This is a genomic window from Rhodococcus sp. OK302 (assembly GCF_002245895.1).
Lineage (GTDB): Bacteria > Actinomycetota > Actinomycetes > Mycobacteriales > Mycobacteriaceae > Rhodococcus_F.
Genome location: NZ_NPJZ01000001.1, coordinates 5,533,825 through 5,548,872, shown reverse-complemented (window position 1 = coordinate 5,548,872; position 15,048 = coordinate 5,533,825). Strand labels below are relative to the sequence as shown.

Annotated in this window: 12 protein-coding genes; 8 read left to right on the top strand and 4 right to left on the bottom strand. The window is 61.8% G+C overall.

Annotated features, from left to right (window positions below; translation table 11 throughout):
* Positions 1-14: 14 nt before the first annotated feature.
* On the bottom strand, positions 15-710 hold the full coding sequence (locus tag BDB13_RS25280; protein WP_094274216.1) for a GNAT family acetyltransferase: 696 nt from the start codon (positions 708-710) through the stop codon (positions 15-17).
* 112 nt (positions 711-822) lie between these two features.
* Here BDB13_RS25280 and BDB13_RS25275 point away from each other — a divergent pair, with 112 nt between their 5' ends.
* On the top strand, positions 823-1,446 hold the full coding sequence (locus BDB13_RS25275; RefSeq protein ID WP_094274215.1) for a PadR family transcriptional regulator: 624 nt from the start codon (positions 823-825) through the stop codon (positions 1,444-1,446).
* A 2-nt stretch (positions 1,447-1,448) separates the two neighbouring features.
* Positions 1,449-2,951, top strand: coding sequence for an MFS transporter (locus tag BDB13_RS25270; protein ID WP_094274214.1), 1,503 nt, complete (start codon positions 1,449-1,451; stop codon positions 2,949-2,951).
* Here the strand turns inward: BDB13_RS25270 and BDB13_RS25265 are convergent.
* Positions 2,911-4,269 carry an FAD-binding oxidoreductase gene (locus tag BDB13_RS25265; protein ID WP_094274213.1) on the bottom strand — a complete coding sequence of 453 codons (1,359 nt, stop codon included), beginning with the start codon at positions 4,267-4,269 and terminating at the stop codon, positions 2,911-2,913. The two genes, BDB13_RS25270 and BDB13_RS25265, sit on opposite strands and share 41 nt — an antisense overlap.
* 41 nt (positions 4,270-4,310) lie before the next feature.
* Here BDB13_RS25265 and BDB13_RS25260 point away from each other — a divergent pair, with 41 nt between their 5' ends.
* The 4 genes from BDB13_RS25260 (at position 4,311) to BDB13_RS25245 (ending at position 8,168) form a co-directional block, all read left to right on the top strand.
* Positions 4,311-5,111: an enoyl-CoA hydratase/isomerase family protein gene (locus BDB13_RS25260; protein WP_094275189.1), complete on the top strand. Its 801-nt coding sequence runs from the start codon at positions 4,311-4,313 to the stop codon at positions 5,109-5,111.
* Positions 5,112-5,202: 91 nt separating this feature from the next.
* The gene (locus BDB13_RS25255; protein ID WP_094275188.1) at positions 5,203-6,396 is read left to right on the top strand and encodes a class I adenylate-forming enzyme family protein; all 1,194 of its coding nucleotides are present in this window, start codon (positions 5,203-5,205) and stop codon (positions 6,394-6,396) included.
* A gap of 38 nt (positions 6,397-6,434) precedes the next feature.
* On the top strand, positions 6,435-7,196 hold the full coding sequence (locus BDB13_RS25250) for a crotonase/enoyl-CoA hydratase family protein (RefSeq protein WP_094274212.1): 762 nt from the start codon (positions 6,435-6,437) through the stop codon (positions 7,194-7,196).
* 6 nt (positions 7,197-7,202) lie between these two features.
* Positions 7,203-8,168 (top strand): adenosine deaminase, encoded by a 966-nt coding sequence (locus BDB13_RS25245; protein ID WP_094274211.1) that lies wholly within the window; start codon positions 7,203-7,205, stop codon positions 8,166-8,168.
* Positions 8,169-8,178: 10 nt separating this feature from the next.
* Here BDB13_RS25245 and BDB13_RS25240 read toward each other — a convergent pair whose 3' ends face one another.
* A complete protein-coding gene (locus tag BDB13_RS25240) occupies positions 8,179-9,492 on the bottom strand; it encodes a D-arabinono-1,4-lactone oxidase (RefSeq protein ID WP_094274210.1) in 1,314 nt (437 codons plus the stop codon).
* A 78-nt stretch (positions 9,493-9,570) separates the two neighbouring features.
* Between BDB13_RS25240 and BDB13_RS25235 the strand changes: the two genes are divergently transcribed.
* Both BDB13_RS25235 and BDB13_RS25230 read left to right on the top strand, forming a co-directional pair.
* On the top strand, positions 9,571-10,218 hold the full coding sequence (locus BDB13_RS25235; protein WP_094274209.1) for a TetR/AcrR family transcriptional regulator: 648 nt from the start codon (positions 9,571-9,573) through the stop codon (positions 10,216-10,218).
* 67 nt (positions 10,219-10,285) lie between these two features.
* Positions 10,286-11,461, top strand: coding sequence for an amino acid deaminase/aldolase (locus BDB13_RS25230; protein ID WP_094274208.1), 1,176 nt, complete (start codon positions 10,286-10,288; stop codon positions 11,459-11,461).
* A 56-nt stretch (positions 11,462-11,517) separates the two neighbouring features.
* Here BDB13_RS25230 and BDB13_RS25225 read toward each other — a convergent pair whose 3' ends face one another.
* Positions 11,518-14,961: a TM0106 family RecB-like putative nuclease gene (locus BDB13_RS25225; RefSeq protein ID WP_094274207.1), complete on the bottom strand. Its 3,444-nt coding sequence runs from the start codon at positions 14,959-14,961 to the stop codon at positions 11,518-11,520.
* Positions 14,962-15,048 lie beyond the last annotated feature (87 nt).

Here is a 15,048-nt window from a genome sequence, read left to right as displayed (position 1 = left end):
GGCGTGTTTACACGCTACGCGGAAAGAACCGCGACTGTTGTGTGTATTCCGAGGAAGGTGAAGCCGAGTTCCCGGGCGATTGCTGCGCCGCCGTGGTGTCCGGTGGGGATGCGAAGTTGGGGTACGAGGCCCGCGTCGAGGGCGTCCTCGGCGGCGAGAAAAGTTGTGCCGCAAGCTAATTTGCATCGCCGATGTGTGGGAACCGTGAGCATCGTGAGGTCTGCGACAAACCCTTGGAACTCTCGGTAGGCGGCGCAAGAGAGGGGTTGGTGGTCATCGCTTAATGCGATGAACCAGCGTTCGCGGTCGTCCAGATCGGCAACAACAGCGTCGTCCGGTGGGCAGGCCTGCGCGACGGCGAGTGCGTCGGCACGCTCGTGGGAGATCAGAAGTTGTTCTGTGGGAACGGTGTCCGTGTAGTCGGAGAGGAAGGCGAGATCGGTGTGCGATGCGATCCGGCCGCCGTGATCCTTGGTCAGTTCGAGCAGGAGCGGCGGTTCCAACAGTGTGCGGATGTCCGCATCGGCGGCGCGTTCCATGAACCATCGCGGCCCGACGTCGGCGTCGGCGTCGGCAAGTCGAAGAACGTGGATCACTTCGGTGGTGTCCTCGATGACCCTGGCGGTATGCGCCGCTCGCAAGGCCGAATCGCCTAGTCCGAGGTGCCTGGCCCACGCGAGTCGAATGATGTCGAGGTGATGTTCGTCCACGACGGAGAACGCTATCGCATCCTTCGGGTTGATTCAGATGGTGCATGGCCGTATATTCCGTACCGACTATTTGGCGTGGAATAGTTGAGAATCTCAACCCGGGAGGGCATTCATGGACGACATTTCGCTGACCCCTCTGGGTATCGTCATTCTCGGTTTGCTGGCTGAACGGCCGATGCACCCCTACGAGATGTACCAACTGGCCTCGGTACGTCGTGGTGATCAGTTGGTCAAGATCAAACCCGGGTCGCTTTATCACACGGTCGGTCGACTCGAGCAGCAGACGTTGCTTGCTTCCATCGGTACGGACCGGGAAGGAAATCGGCCGGAACGAACGACGTACGAGATCACAGCTTCGGGTCGGGCAGCGCTCGAGCATCAGTTGCGTGAGATGTTGGCCGTTCCGGTTCGTGAGTATCCGCGCCTGCCGCTCGCGTTGGCCGAGATGCACAACCTGACGGCCGCGACGGCATGCGAGATGCTGCGTATCCGGATCGGTCACCTCGATGCCACGATCGCTGATTTCGACCGGACCGATTGCCAACCACAGGCAGTCGAGAAGCCTCGAATCTTCACGGTGGGCGGCGACTACGTCCGGGCGATGACTATCGCCGAGCGTGAGTGGCTGAGCGCGTTGGTTACCGAAATCGAGACCGGTGAATTGCCTTGGCTTTCACAAGAACTCCTCGACCGCCATGTCGGCTTCGCAAGCCCTGGCACACCTACTAAGGACTGAAGATGGAAAAGCAGGTAAATCCCTGGCACGCGCTCTGGGCGTTGTGCATCGGATTCTTCATGATTCTCGTGGACAGTACGATCGTCGCGGTCGCAAACCCCGCAATCATGGAGGATCTCGGATCCGACATCAACAAGGTCGTCTGGGTCACCAGTGCGTACCTCTTGGCGTACGCGGTCCCGCTGTTGGTGACCGGCAGGCTCGGTGACCGGTTCGGCCCCAAGAACGTCTACATGATCGGCCTCGTGCTGTTCACCGGTGCTTCGCTGTGGTGCGGATTGTCCGGCAGCATCGAAATGCTGATCGTCGCCAGGACCTTCCAGGGCCTGGGCGCGGCGATGATGACGCCGCAGACGATGGCTGTCATCACCCGTACCTTTGCGCCCAACAAGCGCGGCGCAGCCATGGGTCTGTGGGGCGCGGTTGCCGGTGTCGCGACGTTGGTCGGACCCCTCGCCGGCGGTGTCCTGGTCGATACTCTCGGCTGGCAGTGGATCTTCATTGTCAACGTTCCTGTCGGAGTGATCGCTTTCGCACTCGCGTGGAAGCTGGTTCCGTCGTTGCCGACAAGCCAGCACAAGTTCGACATCCCCGGCGTGATCCTCAGTGCGGCCGGCATGTTCCTGCTGGTCTTCGGCATCCAGGAAGGCAGCTCCTACGACTGGAACGGCTTTGTCTGGAGCCTCATCGGCGCCGGCATACTGCTGCTCATCGTGTTCGTGTTCTACCAGTCGCGCAACAAGAACGAACCGTTGTTGCCGCTCGGGCTCTTCAAGGACCGCAACTTCTCGCTCGCCAACATTGCCATCACCGCAATGGGTTTCGCGATTACTGCAATGGTGCTGCCACTGATGTTCTACGCGCAGGCGGTGCGCGGACTCTCGCCGACCCAGTCGGCACTGTTGATGGTTCCGATGGCCGTGCTGACCGGCATTTTTGCGCCGATCATCGGCAAGCAGGTGGACAAGACCCATCCGCGCTACATCGCGGGCTCGGGCTTCCTGCTGTTCGCCATCGCTCTGGGCTGGCTGGCGCTGGTCATGTCGCCGCACGTCGCGATCTGGGAACTGCTTCTGCCGATCGGCCTGATCGGCTTCGCTAATGCGTGCATCTGGTCGCCCCTTGCCGCCACTGCGACGCACAATCTCCCGCCGATGCAAGCGGGCGCCGGAGCCGGCGTCTACAACACCACGCGTCAGGTGGGTGCCGTACTCGGCAGCGCGGCTATCGGAGCGCTGATTACCGCACGGTTGTCAGCGCAGGGACTCAGCGGCGGCAGTTCCGAAGGTGCCGTGGGAGATCTCCCCGAATTCGTTCGTGAACCTTTCAGCACCGCAATGTCTCAGTCGATCTGGCTGCCGGCCGGTGTGCTCCTCGTCGGGTTCGTGGCATCGGTCTGCTTCGCCCGTCCGCAGCGTGGAGACGCCCACGACGAAGCCATGGCGGTCGGTGGAGCCGGAGCGGTCACCGACGAAGAGCGTCAGGAAACATCACTGCGCGATTGAGATAGTCGCCGGGGTCGAAGGCTCGCTTGATCGCCCACATCGCCTGTATGTCCTCCGGGGAGAGGGCCAGGTCGAGGTAGTTGCGTTTGAGCGAGCCGACTCCGTGCTCGGAACTGATATTTCCGCCGCGGCCACGCACCAGTTCGAGAACACGGCCGTACACACCGTCGGCATCCGGGCAGTTCAGCACATTGAGGTGGATGTTTCCTTCGGCTACATGTCCGAACAGAACAGGTATCGCGGCCGGCGCGGCGTCCGCGATGACGGCAACCGCATCCTCCGCGAATCCGGCAAGTTCATCGAGGGGGAGGGCCGCGTCGAATTTGAGCGGCGGCCCGAACAGGCCCACCACCTCTGCGAAACATTCACGTGCGGCCCACAATCGAGCAGAACCGGCCGCGTCGACGGCAACCGCGGGCGCTTCGGGCGGAGCGATCCGATCCAGGACGGACGCCAATTCTTCGAGCGGGTCATGGGCACCCGATACCTCTGCCAAGAGGTACCACCGTCGCCCCGTCGGAACCGCGGCACCGAGCTTGCCCGCCGCCAGTTCCAGGCCGCGGCCGTCGAGCAGCTCGAGCGCGTCGACACCCTCCAACGTGCGCAATGCGCGTCCGGCGTCGACGACGGCCGCGAGTGAATCGAAACCGGTCAGAGTGGTGACGCGATGTTTCGGTATCGCCCGCAGCGTCAGATCGACGCGTGTGATCACGCCGAGCGTTCCTTCGCTGCCCACCCACAGCGCGGGGAGGTTGTATCCGGAGTTGTCGGAGCGGACCTTCGGAGACCGTCGCGCGGTGGAACCGTCGGGCAAAACCACCTCGAGTCCGGTGACCTGCTCGGCCATGTTTCCGTAACGAACCGTATGCAGGCCACCGGCATTGGTGGCGGCCATCCCGCCGATGGTTGCGGAATCCCGCGATGCGATATCGACCCCGAACTTCAATCCGGCGTGCGCCGCGGCTGAATGTACCTGCGCGAGTGTGACTCCCGCGTCGACGCTGATGCGCATCGAATCTCTGTCGACGGCTCCGATGGTGGTCAGGCGTTCGGTCGAGAGCAAGACGTCGTTGTTCTCGGGCACTGCGCCGGCCACCAGACCGGTACGGCCACCTTGCACGGTAACGGGTGCTCCGAGCGTCCGGCAGACATCGAGTGTGGCTGCTAGTTCTGCTGTATCGGCCGGCCGGACAAGAGCGCGTGCCCGCCCACGGTATCGGCCGGTGTGATCGGTTGACCGGGCAGCGAGAACATCGGGATCTTCGGTGACGAACCGTTGTCCCACAACGTCGGTTAGTGCTCTTCTCAGTCCGTCCACCGTTCGATCGTATGTCGATTCGGTGTGGCAAGGTGACGGTCATGACTGCTTCCGAATCGCATCCCACTCGTCTCGAACGGTCCACAACAGCGGCAGGTGCCGAGGTGGCCGTGCTGACATTCGCGCACGGACCGCTGAATCTGTTCGATCGAGCCATGTTCGATGCGGTGATCGCAGACATTGCGGCGCTGACCGCCGCGCCGCCGCGCGCGGTCCTGTTGCGAGCGGAGGGCAAGGTCAATTCCGCCGGTGTCGACGTCCATCTGTTCGACGGTCTCGATCCGGAACAGGCGGCTGACTTGTGGCGTGATCTGTTTGCACAGATCTGTCATCCTCTCGAGGCGCTACCCTGCCCGGTGGTCTATGCGGCCCACGGCCTGACGTTGACGGCGGCGTTCGAAATCTCGTTGGCCTGCGACATCATTCTCGCGTCAACCAAGGCCAAGTTCGGACTGGTGGAGACAGTGGTCGGGTTGACGCCGTCGATGGGTGGGCCGCAGCGGTTGGCGGAACGTGCGGGTTCCGGCCGGGCCCGCGAGCTCGTGATGACGGGCGATGTGTACGACGCGTCGACGTTGGTTTCGTGGGGTGTGGTCAATGCGGTCCACGACGACGTGGATGCCGCCGCGCGGGCGCTGGTGAACCGGCTGGCCGACGGACCGACCCGTGCCCATCACGCGACAAAGCAGATTGTGGAGGCGTGGCGTTCGGGCGGTATTGCGCATGCCGATGCCGTGACGCCGGTGGTGTCCGGCGCATTATTCGATACTGATGATCTCCGGGGTGCCGTGCGCAGTTTCCTCGACGTGGGACCTGGCAAAGCTGTTTATGCCGGTCAATAAGTAGGCGTTATCGTCAGAGTGCTCCACTTAGTGTGATCTACATCATATAGTCGAATGACCGGTGTGGGTTGTCAGTTCAGTGGAGGTACCAATGCGGTCGAGCCTTGTCGAGTATCCCTGTTCCAATCAGTTGCTCACGGATGGGCGGGTAAGTCGCGCGACGGACGGTTTGCTGCGCTACCGCCAATTGGATCCATCGCTCTCGGAGTTGCTCGATGTCGCAGTCCACCGCTTTTCGGTGCGCGTTGCAGTGGAGGAAGTCGACGGCAATCAGGTCACCTTCGCAGAGTTGTGGGCGGACGCCTCGCGGGTGGCCGGCGGCTTGAAATCTCGAGGTATCGAGATCGGTGACCGTGTTGCCATCCGGTTCGCTGCCGGTATCCGGTGGATGGAAGCGTGCCTCGGGGTGATCCTCGCGGGCGGCGTTCCTGTCTCCCTCGGCGCGGCGTGGACCGACGCCGACGTGGATTGGGTGATCGCGGACAGTGGTTCGGTGCTGGTGCTGGACGGGGAACTACCCGCGGGCCTTCCGTTCATCGACGACGGCGCTGCACCGGACGAGTTGGCGGTACTTGCATACACAACAGATTCTTCGGGCGTGATGCTCGGCGTCGAGTTGACCAACGAAAATTTGCTCTCGGCCATCGAGGCACTGCTGCATTCGCGAGACTACGGCGTCGAAGGTGTTCGAAATCTTGTGGTGGACAGTGATTTCAGGTCGATCCGGCAGTTAGTCCATGTTCTGGCGACGCTGGTGGTGGGCGGTACCGTCGTAGTTGCCGGCGATTTTTGGCGCGAGAGCGCTCATACCGTCGACATCATCACGGGGCGTCCCGAAGATCTTCTCGAACCTCGCCTTCTGGCGGCGGGGCCGGCAGCGCGGGCAGGTTCGAGGTCGGTGCGGTGGATCGACTGCAGCGGATCGCCGATCACAGCGGAACAGGAAGCGAAATTATTGTCCGCGTTCCCGTCGGCGCAGCATGTGATCGGATGGGGAAAGACCGAGACGTGTGGTGCTGGCCTCATACTGCCGATGGAATCGGCGTCCACCCATTTCGGAAGTGTGGGAATCGCTTTCGGCGGAATGGAAGTCGCGTTGTTCGGGCCGGACGCGCCCGATGGATACGGTGAACTGTTGTGCCGTGGGCCGAGCGTCGCACGCCGGTACTGGAACTCGCCGGAACTGACATCGGCGCGATTCACTCGCGGCTGGTTCTGCACTCATGACACCGCGCAGATCGATGCGGAAGGCTTCGTCCGTATTGTCGAGCGAAACGTCGCGTAATCCTCCGGCGGCGTCGAAAGACTACGAGAGGAACATTCATGGCAGACGAGGTTCTCACCGAACGTCGCGGGCGGACAATGATCATCACGATCAACCGACCCGAGGCACGTAACGCGATCAATGCTGCAGTCAGTCACGGTTTGGCAGCCGCTGTCGAGGAACTCGATGCCGACGACGAGTTGTCATTGGCTGTCCTGACCGGCGCCGGCGGAAATTTCTGTGCCGGAATGGATCTGAAGGCCTTTGTGGCCGGTGAGAACGTCGTGGTTCCCGGCCGCGGTCTCGGTTTCACCGAGGGGCCGCCGCGTAAACCGATCATTTCAGCGGTCGAGGGTTTTGCTCTTGCCGGCGGAACGGAGTTGGTGTTGGCCACGGATCTGGTGGTTGCGTCCCGGGAGGCCAAGTTCGGTATTCCCGAGGTCAAGCGAGGTTTGGTTGCCGGAGGCGGAGGATTGTTGCGTCTGCCCAAGCGAATTCCCTATCAGAAGGCGTTGGAATTTGCGTTGACCGGCGATCCTTTCACCGCCGAGGAAGCTCACGGTTACGGCTTCGTGAATACCCTCACCGAGCCGGGTAAGGCTCTGGAAGGTGCACTCGACCTCGCCGACCGCATCACCCGCAACGGTCCGCTCGCCGTCGCAGTCACCAAGGAGATTATCGGCGCGGCAAGTGGTTGGACGGACGACGAGGCCTTCGCGAAGCAGATGCAGTTGATGGCACCGGTTTTCGCTTCCGAGGACGCTCGTGAAGGTGCGACCGCATTTGCCGAAAAACGGGCACCAGTCTGGAAGGGGCGGTAACACCACATGGCTACGCCAGTTGCAGAGTTGCACATGCACATCGAGGGTTCACTCGAGCCTGAACAGATCTACCGGTTGGCCGAGCGCAATCGAATGGACTTGCCCTACAAGGATATCGATGATCTGAAATCGCGGTACGAGTTCTCCGACCTGCAGTCGTTCCTCGATCTGTATTTTGCCAACATGGCTGTGTTGCGCACAGCCGAGGACTTTGCGGACCTGACGCGGGCATACTTTCGCCGGGCTGCAGCAGCAGGTGTCGCACACGCCGAGTTCTTCTTCAACCCGCAGGCTCACGTAGTCCGTGGAGTTCCGTTGACCGAGGTGCTCGACGGAATCATGGACGCGGTGGCGTCGAGTGAGCGTGAATTCGGGATCAGCAGTGCTGCGATTGCCGCGATTCTTCGCGATCAACCGGTCAAGGATGCTGAAGAGATGCTCTCGGAGATCATCAGGTTGCAGGCGCCGATCGTCGGCCTGGGCTTGGATTCGGCGGAGGTGGGTAATCCGCCGTCACTCTTCGAGGACGTCTTCGCACGTGCTCGCGCCGAAGGACTGCATGTGGTTGCGCATGCCGGCGAAGAAGGTCCGCCCGAGTACATCTGGCAGGCGCTCGACATCCTCGGTGCAGAACGTATCGACCACGGAGTTCGTGCGCTCGAAGATCCGGCGCTCGTGGAACGGTTGGTGGACGAGGAGATTCCACTGACGGTCTGCCCGCTGTCGAATGTCCGTCTGCGCGTGTTCGACAAGCTCGAGGATCACCCGTTGCGGGCAATGTTGGAGATGGGGTTGATCGTGACGGTCAACTCCGACGACCCGGCATATTTCGGTGGGTACGTCGACGACAACTTTGCGGAGTTGGGTCGAGCAATCGGGTTGACCGAGTCCGAACGTGAGACTCTTGCCCGCAATTCGATCAAGGCATCGTTTGCGAGCGATTCGCGGAAAGCGGAATTGCTACGTCAGTAGCGCGTGGCAGTCAGTCTCCGAGGACTTGATCGAGGTACGCGTTCCGGAAGACACGATCCGAGTCGTACTTGTCCCGGATCGCGATGAAATCGTCGAGTCGTTTGTAGGTGGGACGTAGGTCGTCGACGGTTCGGCTGTGCATTTTTCCCCAGTGCGGCCGGCCGTCGACGGCGCGAGCGATAGCTTCGACAGCGGCAAAATACTCGGCTTCGTCGCGACGGTGATATTGATGCACGGCAATGTAGGCGGTGTCGCGGCCGTTAGCGGTCGAGAGCCAGACGTCGTCGGCCGCGGCAAAACGAACCTCGACAGGGAACGCGATCCTTGTTTCCGACTTGTTCAACCATTTGTCGATTTCGCGAAGTACGTCCTTGACGTGTTCCACCGGAACGGCATATTCCATCTCTTTGAATCTCACGCGGCGCGGCGACGCGAATACGTCGTAGCTGCGGTTGGTGAATTCGCGAGCACTGAGCATTCGTGAGGAAAATTGGTTAATAGCAGGGATCGCAGCCGGCACGAGAGCCGCGATTCGGTTGACGCCTTCGAAAAGGGTGTTCGACATGAGTTCGTCGTCGACGTAGGCGCGGACCGAATTGACAGGCTTCAGCGGTGTGTCACCGGGGAGTCTGGTGTTGCGTTTGGTGAGTACTCGGTCGGTATGGGGGAACCAGTAGAACTCGAAGTGGTCGACGTTGAGGCATTCGTCTTCCAATGTGTCCAGAATGTGGGACAGCGTGTCGGGTTTTTCGACGGCGTGCAACGTGAATCGGGGGGAGCACGCGAGCGTGATCTTGGTGATGATGCCGACCGCGCCCAGGCCGATTCGTGCCGCTTCGTACAGTTCCGAATTTTGATCCGCGTCGCACGTGACGATCGAGCCGTCAGCGGTCACGATTTCGATGCCGCGGATCTGAGTTGCAAGTCCACCGAAGCGTGCGCCGGTTCCGTGGGTTCCGGTGCCGACTGCGCCGGCAATGGATTGGACGTCGATGTCGCCGAGGTTCGTCATGGCGTACCCGCGATCCCATAATGCCTCGTTGAGGGCATGTAGGCGGGTTCCGGCGAGTACTGTGACAAGGGCGCCGTCGTCGGTCGGGACGATCGATTCGATCCCGGTGAGGTTATCGAGGCTGACCATGATGCCGTCGGTAACAGCCACTCCGGTGAATGAATGTCCGGCACCGACCGCCTTGACGTGAAGGCCGCGAGACGCGGCATCCACGATGAGGGCGGCGAGCTCGCGCGCGTTTCTCGGGGTCGCGAATTGTCGCGGTGTGGCGCTTTGAGTGCCAGCCCAGTTCTGCCATGTGTCCGAAACCATCGCTCAATAATGCACTTGGACGTTCGTCCAGGCAAGCATTGCGCGTAGATTCGTCTCGCTCCGTTCTACGATCAGTGGATGCTGAACAGGCTTCCGGCGGACGAACGCCGCATACAATTGGTTGAATCTGCGATGTCCATAGCTGAACAAAGAGGCGTCAGTTCGGTGACTGTGAGAGCGGTTGCCGAAGAGGCTGGTGTATCGCTCGGCGTAGTTCACTATTGCTTCGAAAGCAAAGAAGCGTTGATAGCGGCGATGGGTGAGACTCTTATTCGTCAACTCAGTGAATCGATGCAGCATGCATTCGGGCAGGTTCGGCATGCTCCGGATCTGAGCGGAATTCAAGGACTCAAGGAACTGCTGCATATCGGGTTGACCGGAATGTGGCCACTTATCGAGGCGACGCCGGATCGGCAATTGCTGACCTATGAGATCACCGCTCAGGCGTTGCGCAGTCGTAATCTCGGTGCAGAACGCGCGGGTGCTGTTGCGAACGATCAGTATCGAATCATGGATGAGCTTGCCATTGCGTTTCTGGAGGAATGCGCCAGTATCTCCGGCACAATGTGGACCGAGCCGCTGCCGTCGCTGGCCCGATTGAGTCTCGCCATGATTGACGGCCTGGTGCTTCGATGGCTCGTCGATCGAGATTCGGATGCCACAATCGTGGAATTCGGTGAAATGGTTCGGGTAATCGCCAACAGGGCGATCGAAGCGCCGAAGTAACCGATTCCTGGACATTCGTCCAAGTCGAGTGGTTGACTGACCGCAACGCCGCGACGATTGGACACACGTGACTACAACTCTGGATCGACTCACTGCAGCTACCCGCGAACTCGACCCGCCACTTGCTGCCCTCGACCTCACTACCCTGCGCAGCAATGCCGCAGATCTGGTGCGACGGGCCGGCGGAACGCCCGTGCGGGTGGCCAGTAAGTCGGTTCGCTGCCGCGCAGTTCTCGAAGAAACGCTCGGGGGCGGGCTGACCGCAGCAGGTGGATTCCGAGGAATCATGGCCTACTCACTGCGCGAAGCTCTGTGGCTGGTCGGTCTCGGTGCCCGCGACGTCTTGATGGGTTACCCCACGGTCGACCGTGGGGCCCTGGCTGATCTTGCTGCCAACCCGGTCGCGATCCAATCGATCACACTCATGATCGACGACGCCGCTCAACTCGACGTCGTCCGTTCGTCTTCTTCGGGAACTCCGCCGATCCGAGTGTGTCTCGATGTGGACGCCTCGCTGCGGTTCGGTCCGGTCCACATCGGCGTGCGACGTTCACCGCTGCGTGAACCCGGTGCTGTCGCCGCGCTGGCGTCCGTTGCGCGTGCACGCGGATTCGCCGTCGTGGGAGTCATGTTCTACGAGGCGCAGATAGCCGGTCTACCGGACGCGAGCGCCGCAATTCGATTGATCAAGAAAGCGTCGGCGCGCGAGTTGTCCGAGCGGCGAGGCGCTGTTGTCGCGGCAGTCACCGATGCTGTGGGCACTCTCGAAATCGTGAACAGCGGTGGCACCGGATCGCTCGAAGTAAGTGCCGCAGATTCAGTAGTCACCGAAGTGACCGCTGGTTCGGGCCTGTACGTACCGACATTGTTCGACAGGTACCGAGCCTTCCGGCCTGACCCCGCTCTGTTCTTCGCGCTCTCAGCGGTCCGCAAACCGACGCCCAAGGTCACCACGCTGTTCGGCGGCGGGTACATCGCCTCCGGCCCGGCGGGTCCCGCCCGCATTCCGACGCCGATGAGCCCTCGCGGATTGAAACTGCTCCGAAACGAAGGCGCCGGAGAAGTCCAGACGCCTGTCACCGGACGGGTTGCCGGTGACATCGCGATCGGTGATCGGGTGTGGTTCCGTCACGCGAAGGCCGGCGAGCTGTGCGAGCGGTTCGACATGGTGAATGTGGTCGATGCCGACGGCACGGTCACCGCGGTACCTACCTACCGCGGTGAAGGGCAGTGCTTCGGATAACCAGCCCAGCTGGCTAGGTGCTTCGGATAACCAGCCCAGCTGGCGCCTGGCCTGTCCTAACTGGTCAGGCGCATGAACGCGCCGAGTTCCATCAGCCCAGCCGGGGTGCTCGGCATGTACTGCGTCAACGCGTGTGACCGAACGATGATCGCGCACCACTTGCCGCGGGAGACTGCGACATTGAGGCGGTTACGGGAGAGCAGGAACGACATTCCTCGCGGAACGTCTTCGATCGCGGAGGCCGCCATCGACACGATGGCAACAGCGGCTTCGCGACCCTGGAACTTGTCGACGGTGCCCACCTCGACGTCGGTCAATCCGGCTGCGGCCAGGTCGTGCTCGATGGTGCCGACCTGCGCGTTGTAGGCCGCGACCACCAGGATGTCGGACTGATCGAGGGGGCGGGTGCCGTCGAATTCGCTCGGGTCGGTCCACGGGGTGCCCAGGAGTTCGCGGATCTGTATGACAATCTGCTGCGACTCTTCGGGTGAGTACGTTGAGTTGCCGCGATGTTCGACGAAGACTGTATGAACTCCGGCCGCGAGACCGTCGAGTTTTCTTGCGCCGGTGACGGATTCCTGCGAATGCAATTTTCCGTCGTAGGACAGCGCGGAGACCGGCGCACACAGGTCGGGATGCATGCGCCAGGTCTTCTCGAGGAAGTATCCCAGTTCCGGGGGCAGTGCGCCGTGCCCTTCGGCCAGCCAGCCGAGTGCGGATTCGTCGACTGGTTCGGGGTGGGTGCCCTGACTGACCTGGGGCAACTGCTGCGGATCGCCGAGCAAGAGTAGATTGCGGGCGGCGATTGAGACGGCGATCGTGTTGGCCAGTGCAAACTGGCCGGCCTCGTCCACCACGAGGAGGTCCAGGCTGCCGGCCGGTACACGATCCGTGTTCGCGAAATCCCAAGCAGTACCACCGATCACGCATCCGGTGCCTTCGGCTTCGGCGATAAAACCAGGGTACTGCTCGGATGGGATATCCATCCACTCTGCAGTCCGGCTGCGCTTACCCTTCTTTGCTACCAGTGTCGGGTCCACGCCGGCCTTCACGATGCCGCCCAGCATGTTCTCGACCACCGAATGTGATTGTGCGACAACGCCAATTCGCCAATGGTGTTGTTCCATCAGGGCCTTGACCACTCGCGCACCGGTGTATGTCTTGCCGGTGCCGGGAGGTCCCTGCACGGCAACGTACGAGTCGTCGAGGTCCAGTAGGGCGGCGGTGATCGCCGAGGCGTAGTCGTTGCCCGCGTCGACAGCGGGAAGCGCAGCACCGGACAGGGTTCGGGGAGTATGGCGTCGCAGAATGTCGACCGCGGCGTTTCGCGGCAACTCAGGCAGAATTCCGCAGGCTTCCGACGCAGCGGCAGCGATGGACTTCTCCATCCGGCCTGTCGGGATCGGGCGTCCGGGAGCCAAAGCGACCGGTGCATCGCTGTATTCGTCACCGCTCAGCAGTTCTTCGATGGTCACGACGTCGTGGCCGTCGACTTTGATTACGGCGGTGACCTTCGCGTTGCTGGTGCCGCGCTGTCCGGCGGTTTCGCTCGCTACGGCGCTCGGTGCCGGTGTCTCGTACAAGGCAAACAGATCGGTCCCCGGGCTGACTGTGCTTCCCGTGCCGAAGTTTCCGGTCAACTGGATATGCCGTCGACGCTTCTTTTGTCGGGGAGTGCTTGTATGCCAGTCCGTTTCGACGTTCGAGACATCGACGATCATGACGTCGCGAACGTCGACAAGATCTTCGATCGGGACGGTCAAGCGGTCGAAATGCGCCCACCAGTACGGCTTTCGTTCTCGGTTGTGATAGCTGACGGCAGCTGCGAGGAGGGCCGCGGCCTGTTGTTCGGGAGTGCGTGTCGAACCCGCTTTGTGTCCGGCGAATTCGCGCAGAACAATTTCGGTTTCGGTGAGTTCTTCTACCGGCATGGAGATTTGGCCGGTAGGCTGGCGAAGGGTAACGCCATGTTCTGCGGCACGCTCGGCCAGCCAATTGCGTAGTCGGAGAGTAGATTCGCAGTCGTACTCGTTGTAGTCGGAAATTCCTTGGAGGAGTTCGCGAGCCTCGTCGGCTTTTCCGGCGTCGCGTAGTACGCAGTAGTCGGCGTACGCCACCACCGACGCTGCCGCATTGGTGACGTCGCCGCCGCGGCCGTGCTCTCCCATGTACAGCGGTTCGAGTTTCTTGATGCTGTACGAGCGTGCGCCGATCTGTACCGACTGACGAACCAGGGGGTAGAGGTCCACCAGAACGTTTTCGCGGAGCAATGTGTCGACTACCTGCTCGCCGACGCCATGGCGGGCGGCCAGACGCAGCAGCGCGGACTTCTCGTAGGCCGCGTAGTGATAGATGTGCATCCCGGGATACGCGTCGCGGCGTGCCGTCACGTAGTCGAGGAAATCGATCAGCGCTTGACGTTCACCGGCCCGGTCGTGTGCCCAGAACGGTCTGAACTCGTACGTCTCGGCCGGACCTTCGACCACGCCGAACAGGTATTCCAGGCCCCAGTCGGGGGAGCCGTCTTCGGCCCACAACGGGTCACCTTCGAAGTCGAAGAAGATGTCGCCGTCGTTCGGAACCGGGAGTCCGGCGAGCACGTCTTTGTTGAACACGGTGAACTCGGCGTTGCCGGATTGCTCCTGGCGCACTTGAAGTGCGGCCTGAGTGCGCAGCTTTTCCAGAGTTTGGGCGCGGATACCGTCGACGGGGCCTTCGCTGACGGCAAGTTCGTCGATCGAGTTGATGTCCGCGGCCATCAACTGAGCCCGTTGATTACCACGAACTCCGGCGACCAACAGCAGATCACGATGGTTTTCCACCTCGACACTGCATGTGTCGCAACGGCCGCACCGCAGGTAGCGATCGTCGAGCCACTCTGCCGGCCTGCCCTCCGCCCGGTGCTCGTCGAGGACCAGCTCGAGTGCCGCCCGACGGGCGGCAAATACCGGTGCGATGTCTCCGATGTCGTGAGACGACGTGCTGCCGTCGCCGAGCAACAGGTGCACCTGATCCGAAGCTGCGATGGCATTGCGGTCCAGTGCGTCGGCATAGGCAGCCAACTGTAGGAGGGCCGAGACCTTGGCATGCCGCGAAAGCTTGCTGTCGTAGACCGCGTACCGATCGCCCTCTCGGACCAGGAAATCGCAGAACCCCAGGAATCTGCCGTCGAAGAAAGTTCCCTGATAGATGACGGGCGCCCCGGCGCGTGCCGCCTCGACGGTGGCGAGTGTGGCCGCGGTCAGTCCGGCACGAGTGTGCTCCGGTCGTTCCATGACAACTACGGCGTCGCCGTGTTCGGCGATGAAACGCTCCAACTGCTCGCGCTCGTGGGTATCGCCCAGCGCGGATGTCCGTTCGAGCATCGGATCTACGTCGACACCGTCGGCCGTGATCAGCCCCGTCCTCGTGTCGAGTCGTCTCAGGAGACCGAACTCGCACGTTGCGGCTGCCGAGAGGTCACTGGCGCTGTAGACGATCTCATCGTCGAGGAGGAACACCTACGCGATTGTGCCAGTGTGGTCCGACAAAAGTGGGGTTCAGACATACCGGGCGCTTCGGATGGGAGGTCAGCCGTGCAGAATAAC

Coding starts and splice junctions, on each gene's coding strand:
- BDB13_RS25275 (WP_094274215.1), top strand. CDS start 823: ATGGACGACATTTCGCTGACCCCTCTGGGTATCGTCATTCTCGGTTTG.
- BDB13_RS25270 (WP_094274214.1), top strand. CDS start 1,449: ATGGAAAAGCAGGTAAATCCCTGGCACGCGCTCTGGGCGTTGTGCATC.
- BDB13_RS25260 (WP_094275189.1), top strand. CDS start 4,311: ATGACTGCTTCCGAATCGCATCCCACTCGTCTCGAACGGTCCACAACA.
- BDB13_RS25255 (WP_094275188.1), top strand. CDS start 5,203: ATGCGGTCGAGCCTTGTCGAGTATCCCTGTTCCAATCAGTTGCTCACG.
- BDB13_RS25250 (WP_094274212.1), top strand. CDS start 6,435: ATGGCAGACGAGGTTCTCACCGAACGTCGCGGGCGGACAATGATCATC.
- BDB13_RS25245 (WP_094274211.1), top strand. CDS start 7,203: ATGGCTACGCCAGTTGCAGAGTTGCACATGCACATCGAGGGTTCACTC.
- BDB13_RS25240 (WP_094274210.1), bottom strand. CDS start 9,492: ATGGTTTCGGACACATGGCAGAACTGGGCTGGCACTCAAAGCGCCACA.
- BDB13_RS25235 (WP_094274209.1), top strand. CDS start 9,571: ATGCTGAACAGGCTTCCGGCGGACGAACGCCGCATACAATTGGTTGAA.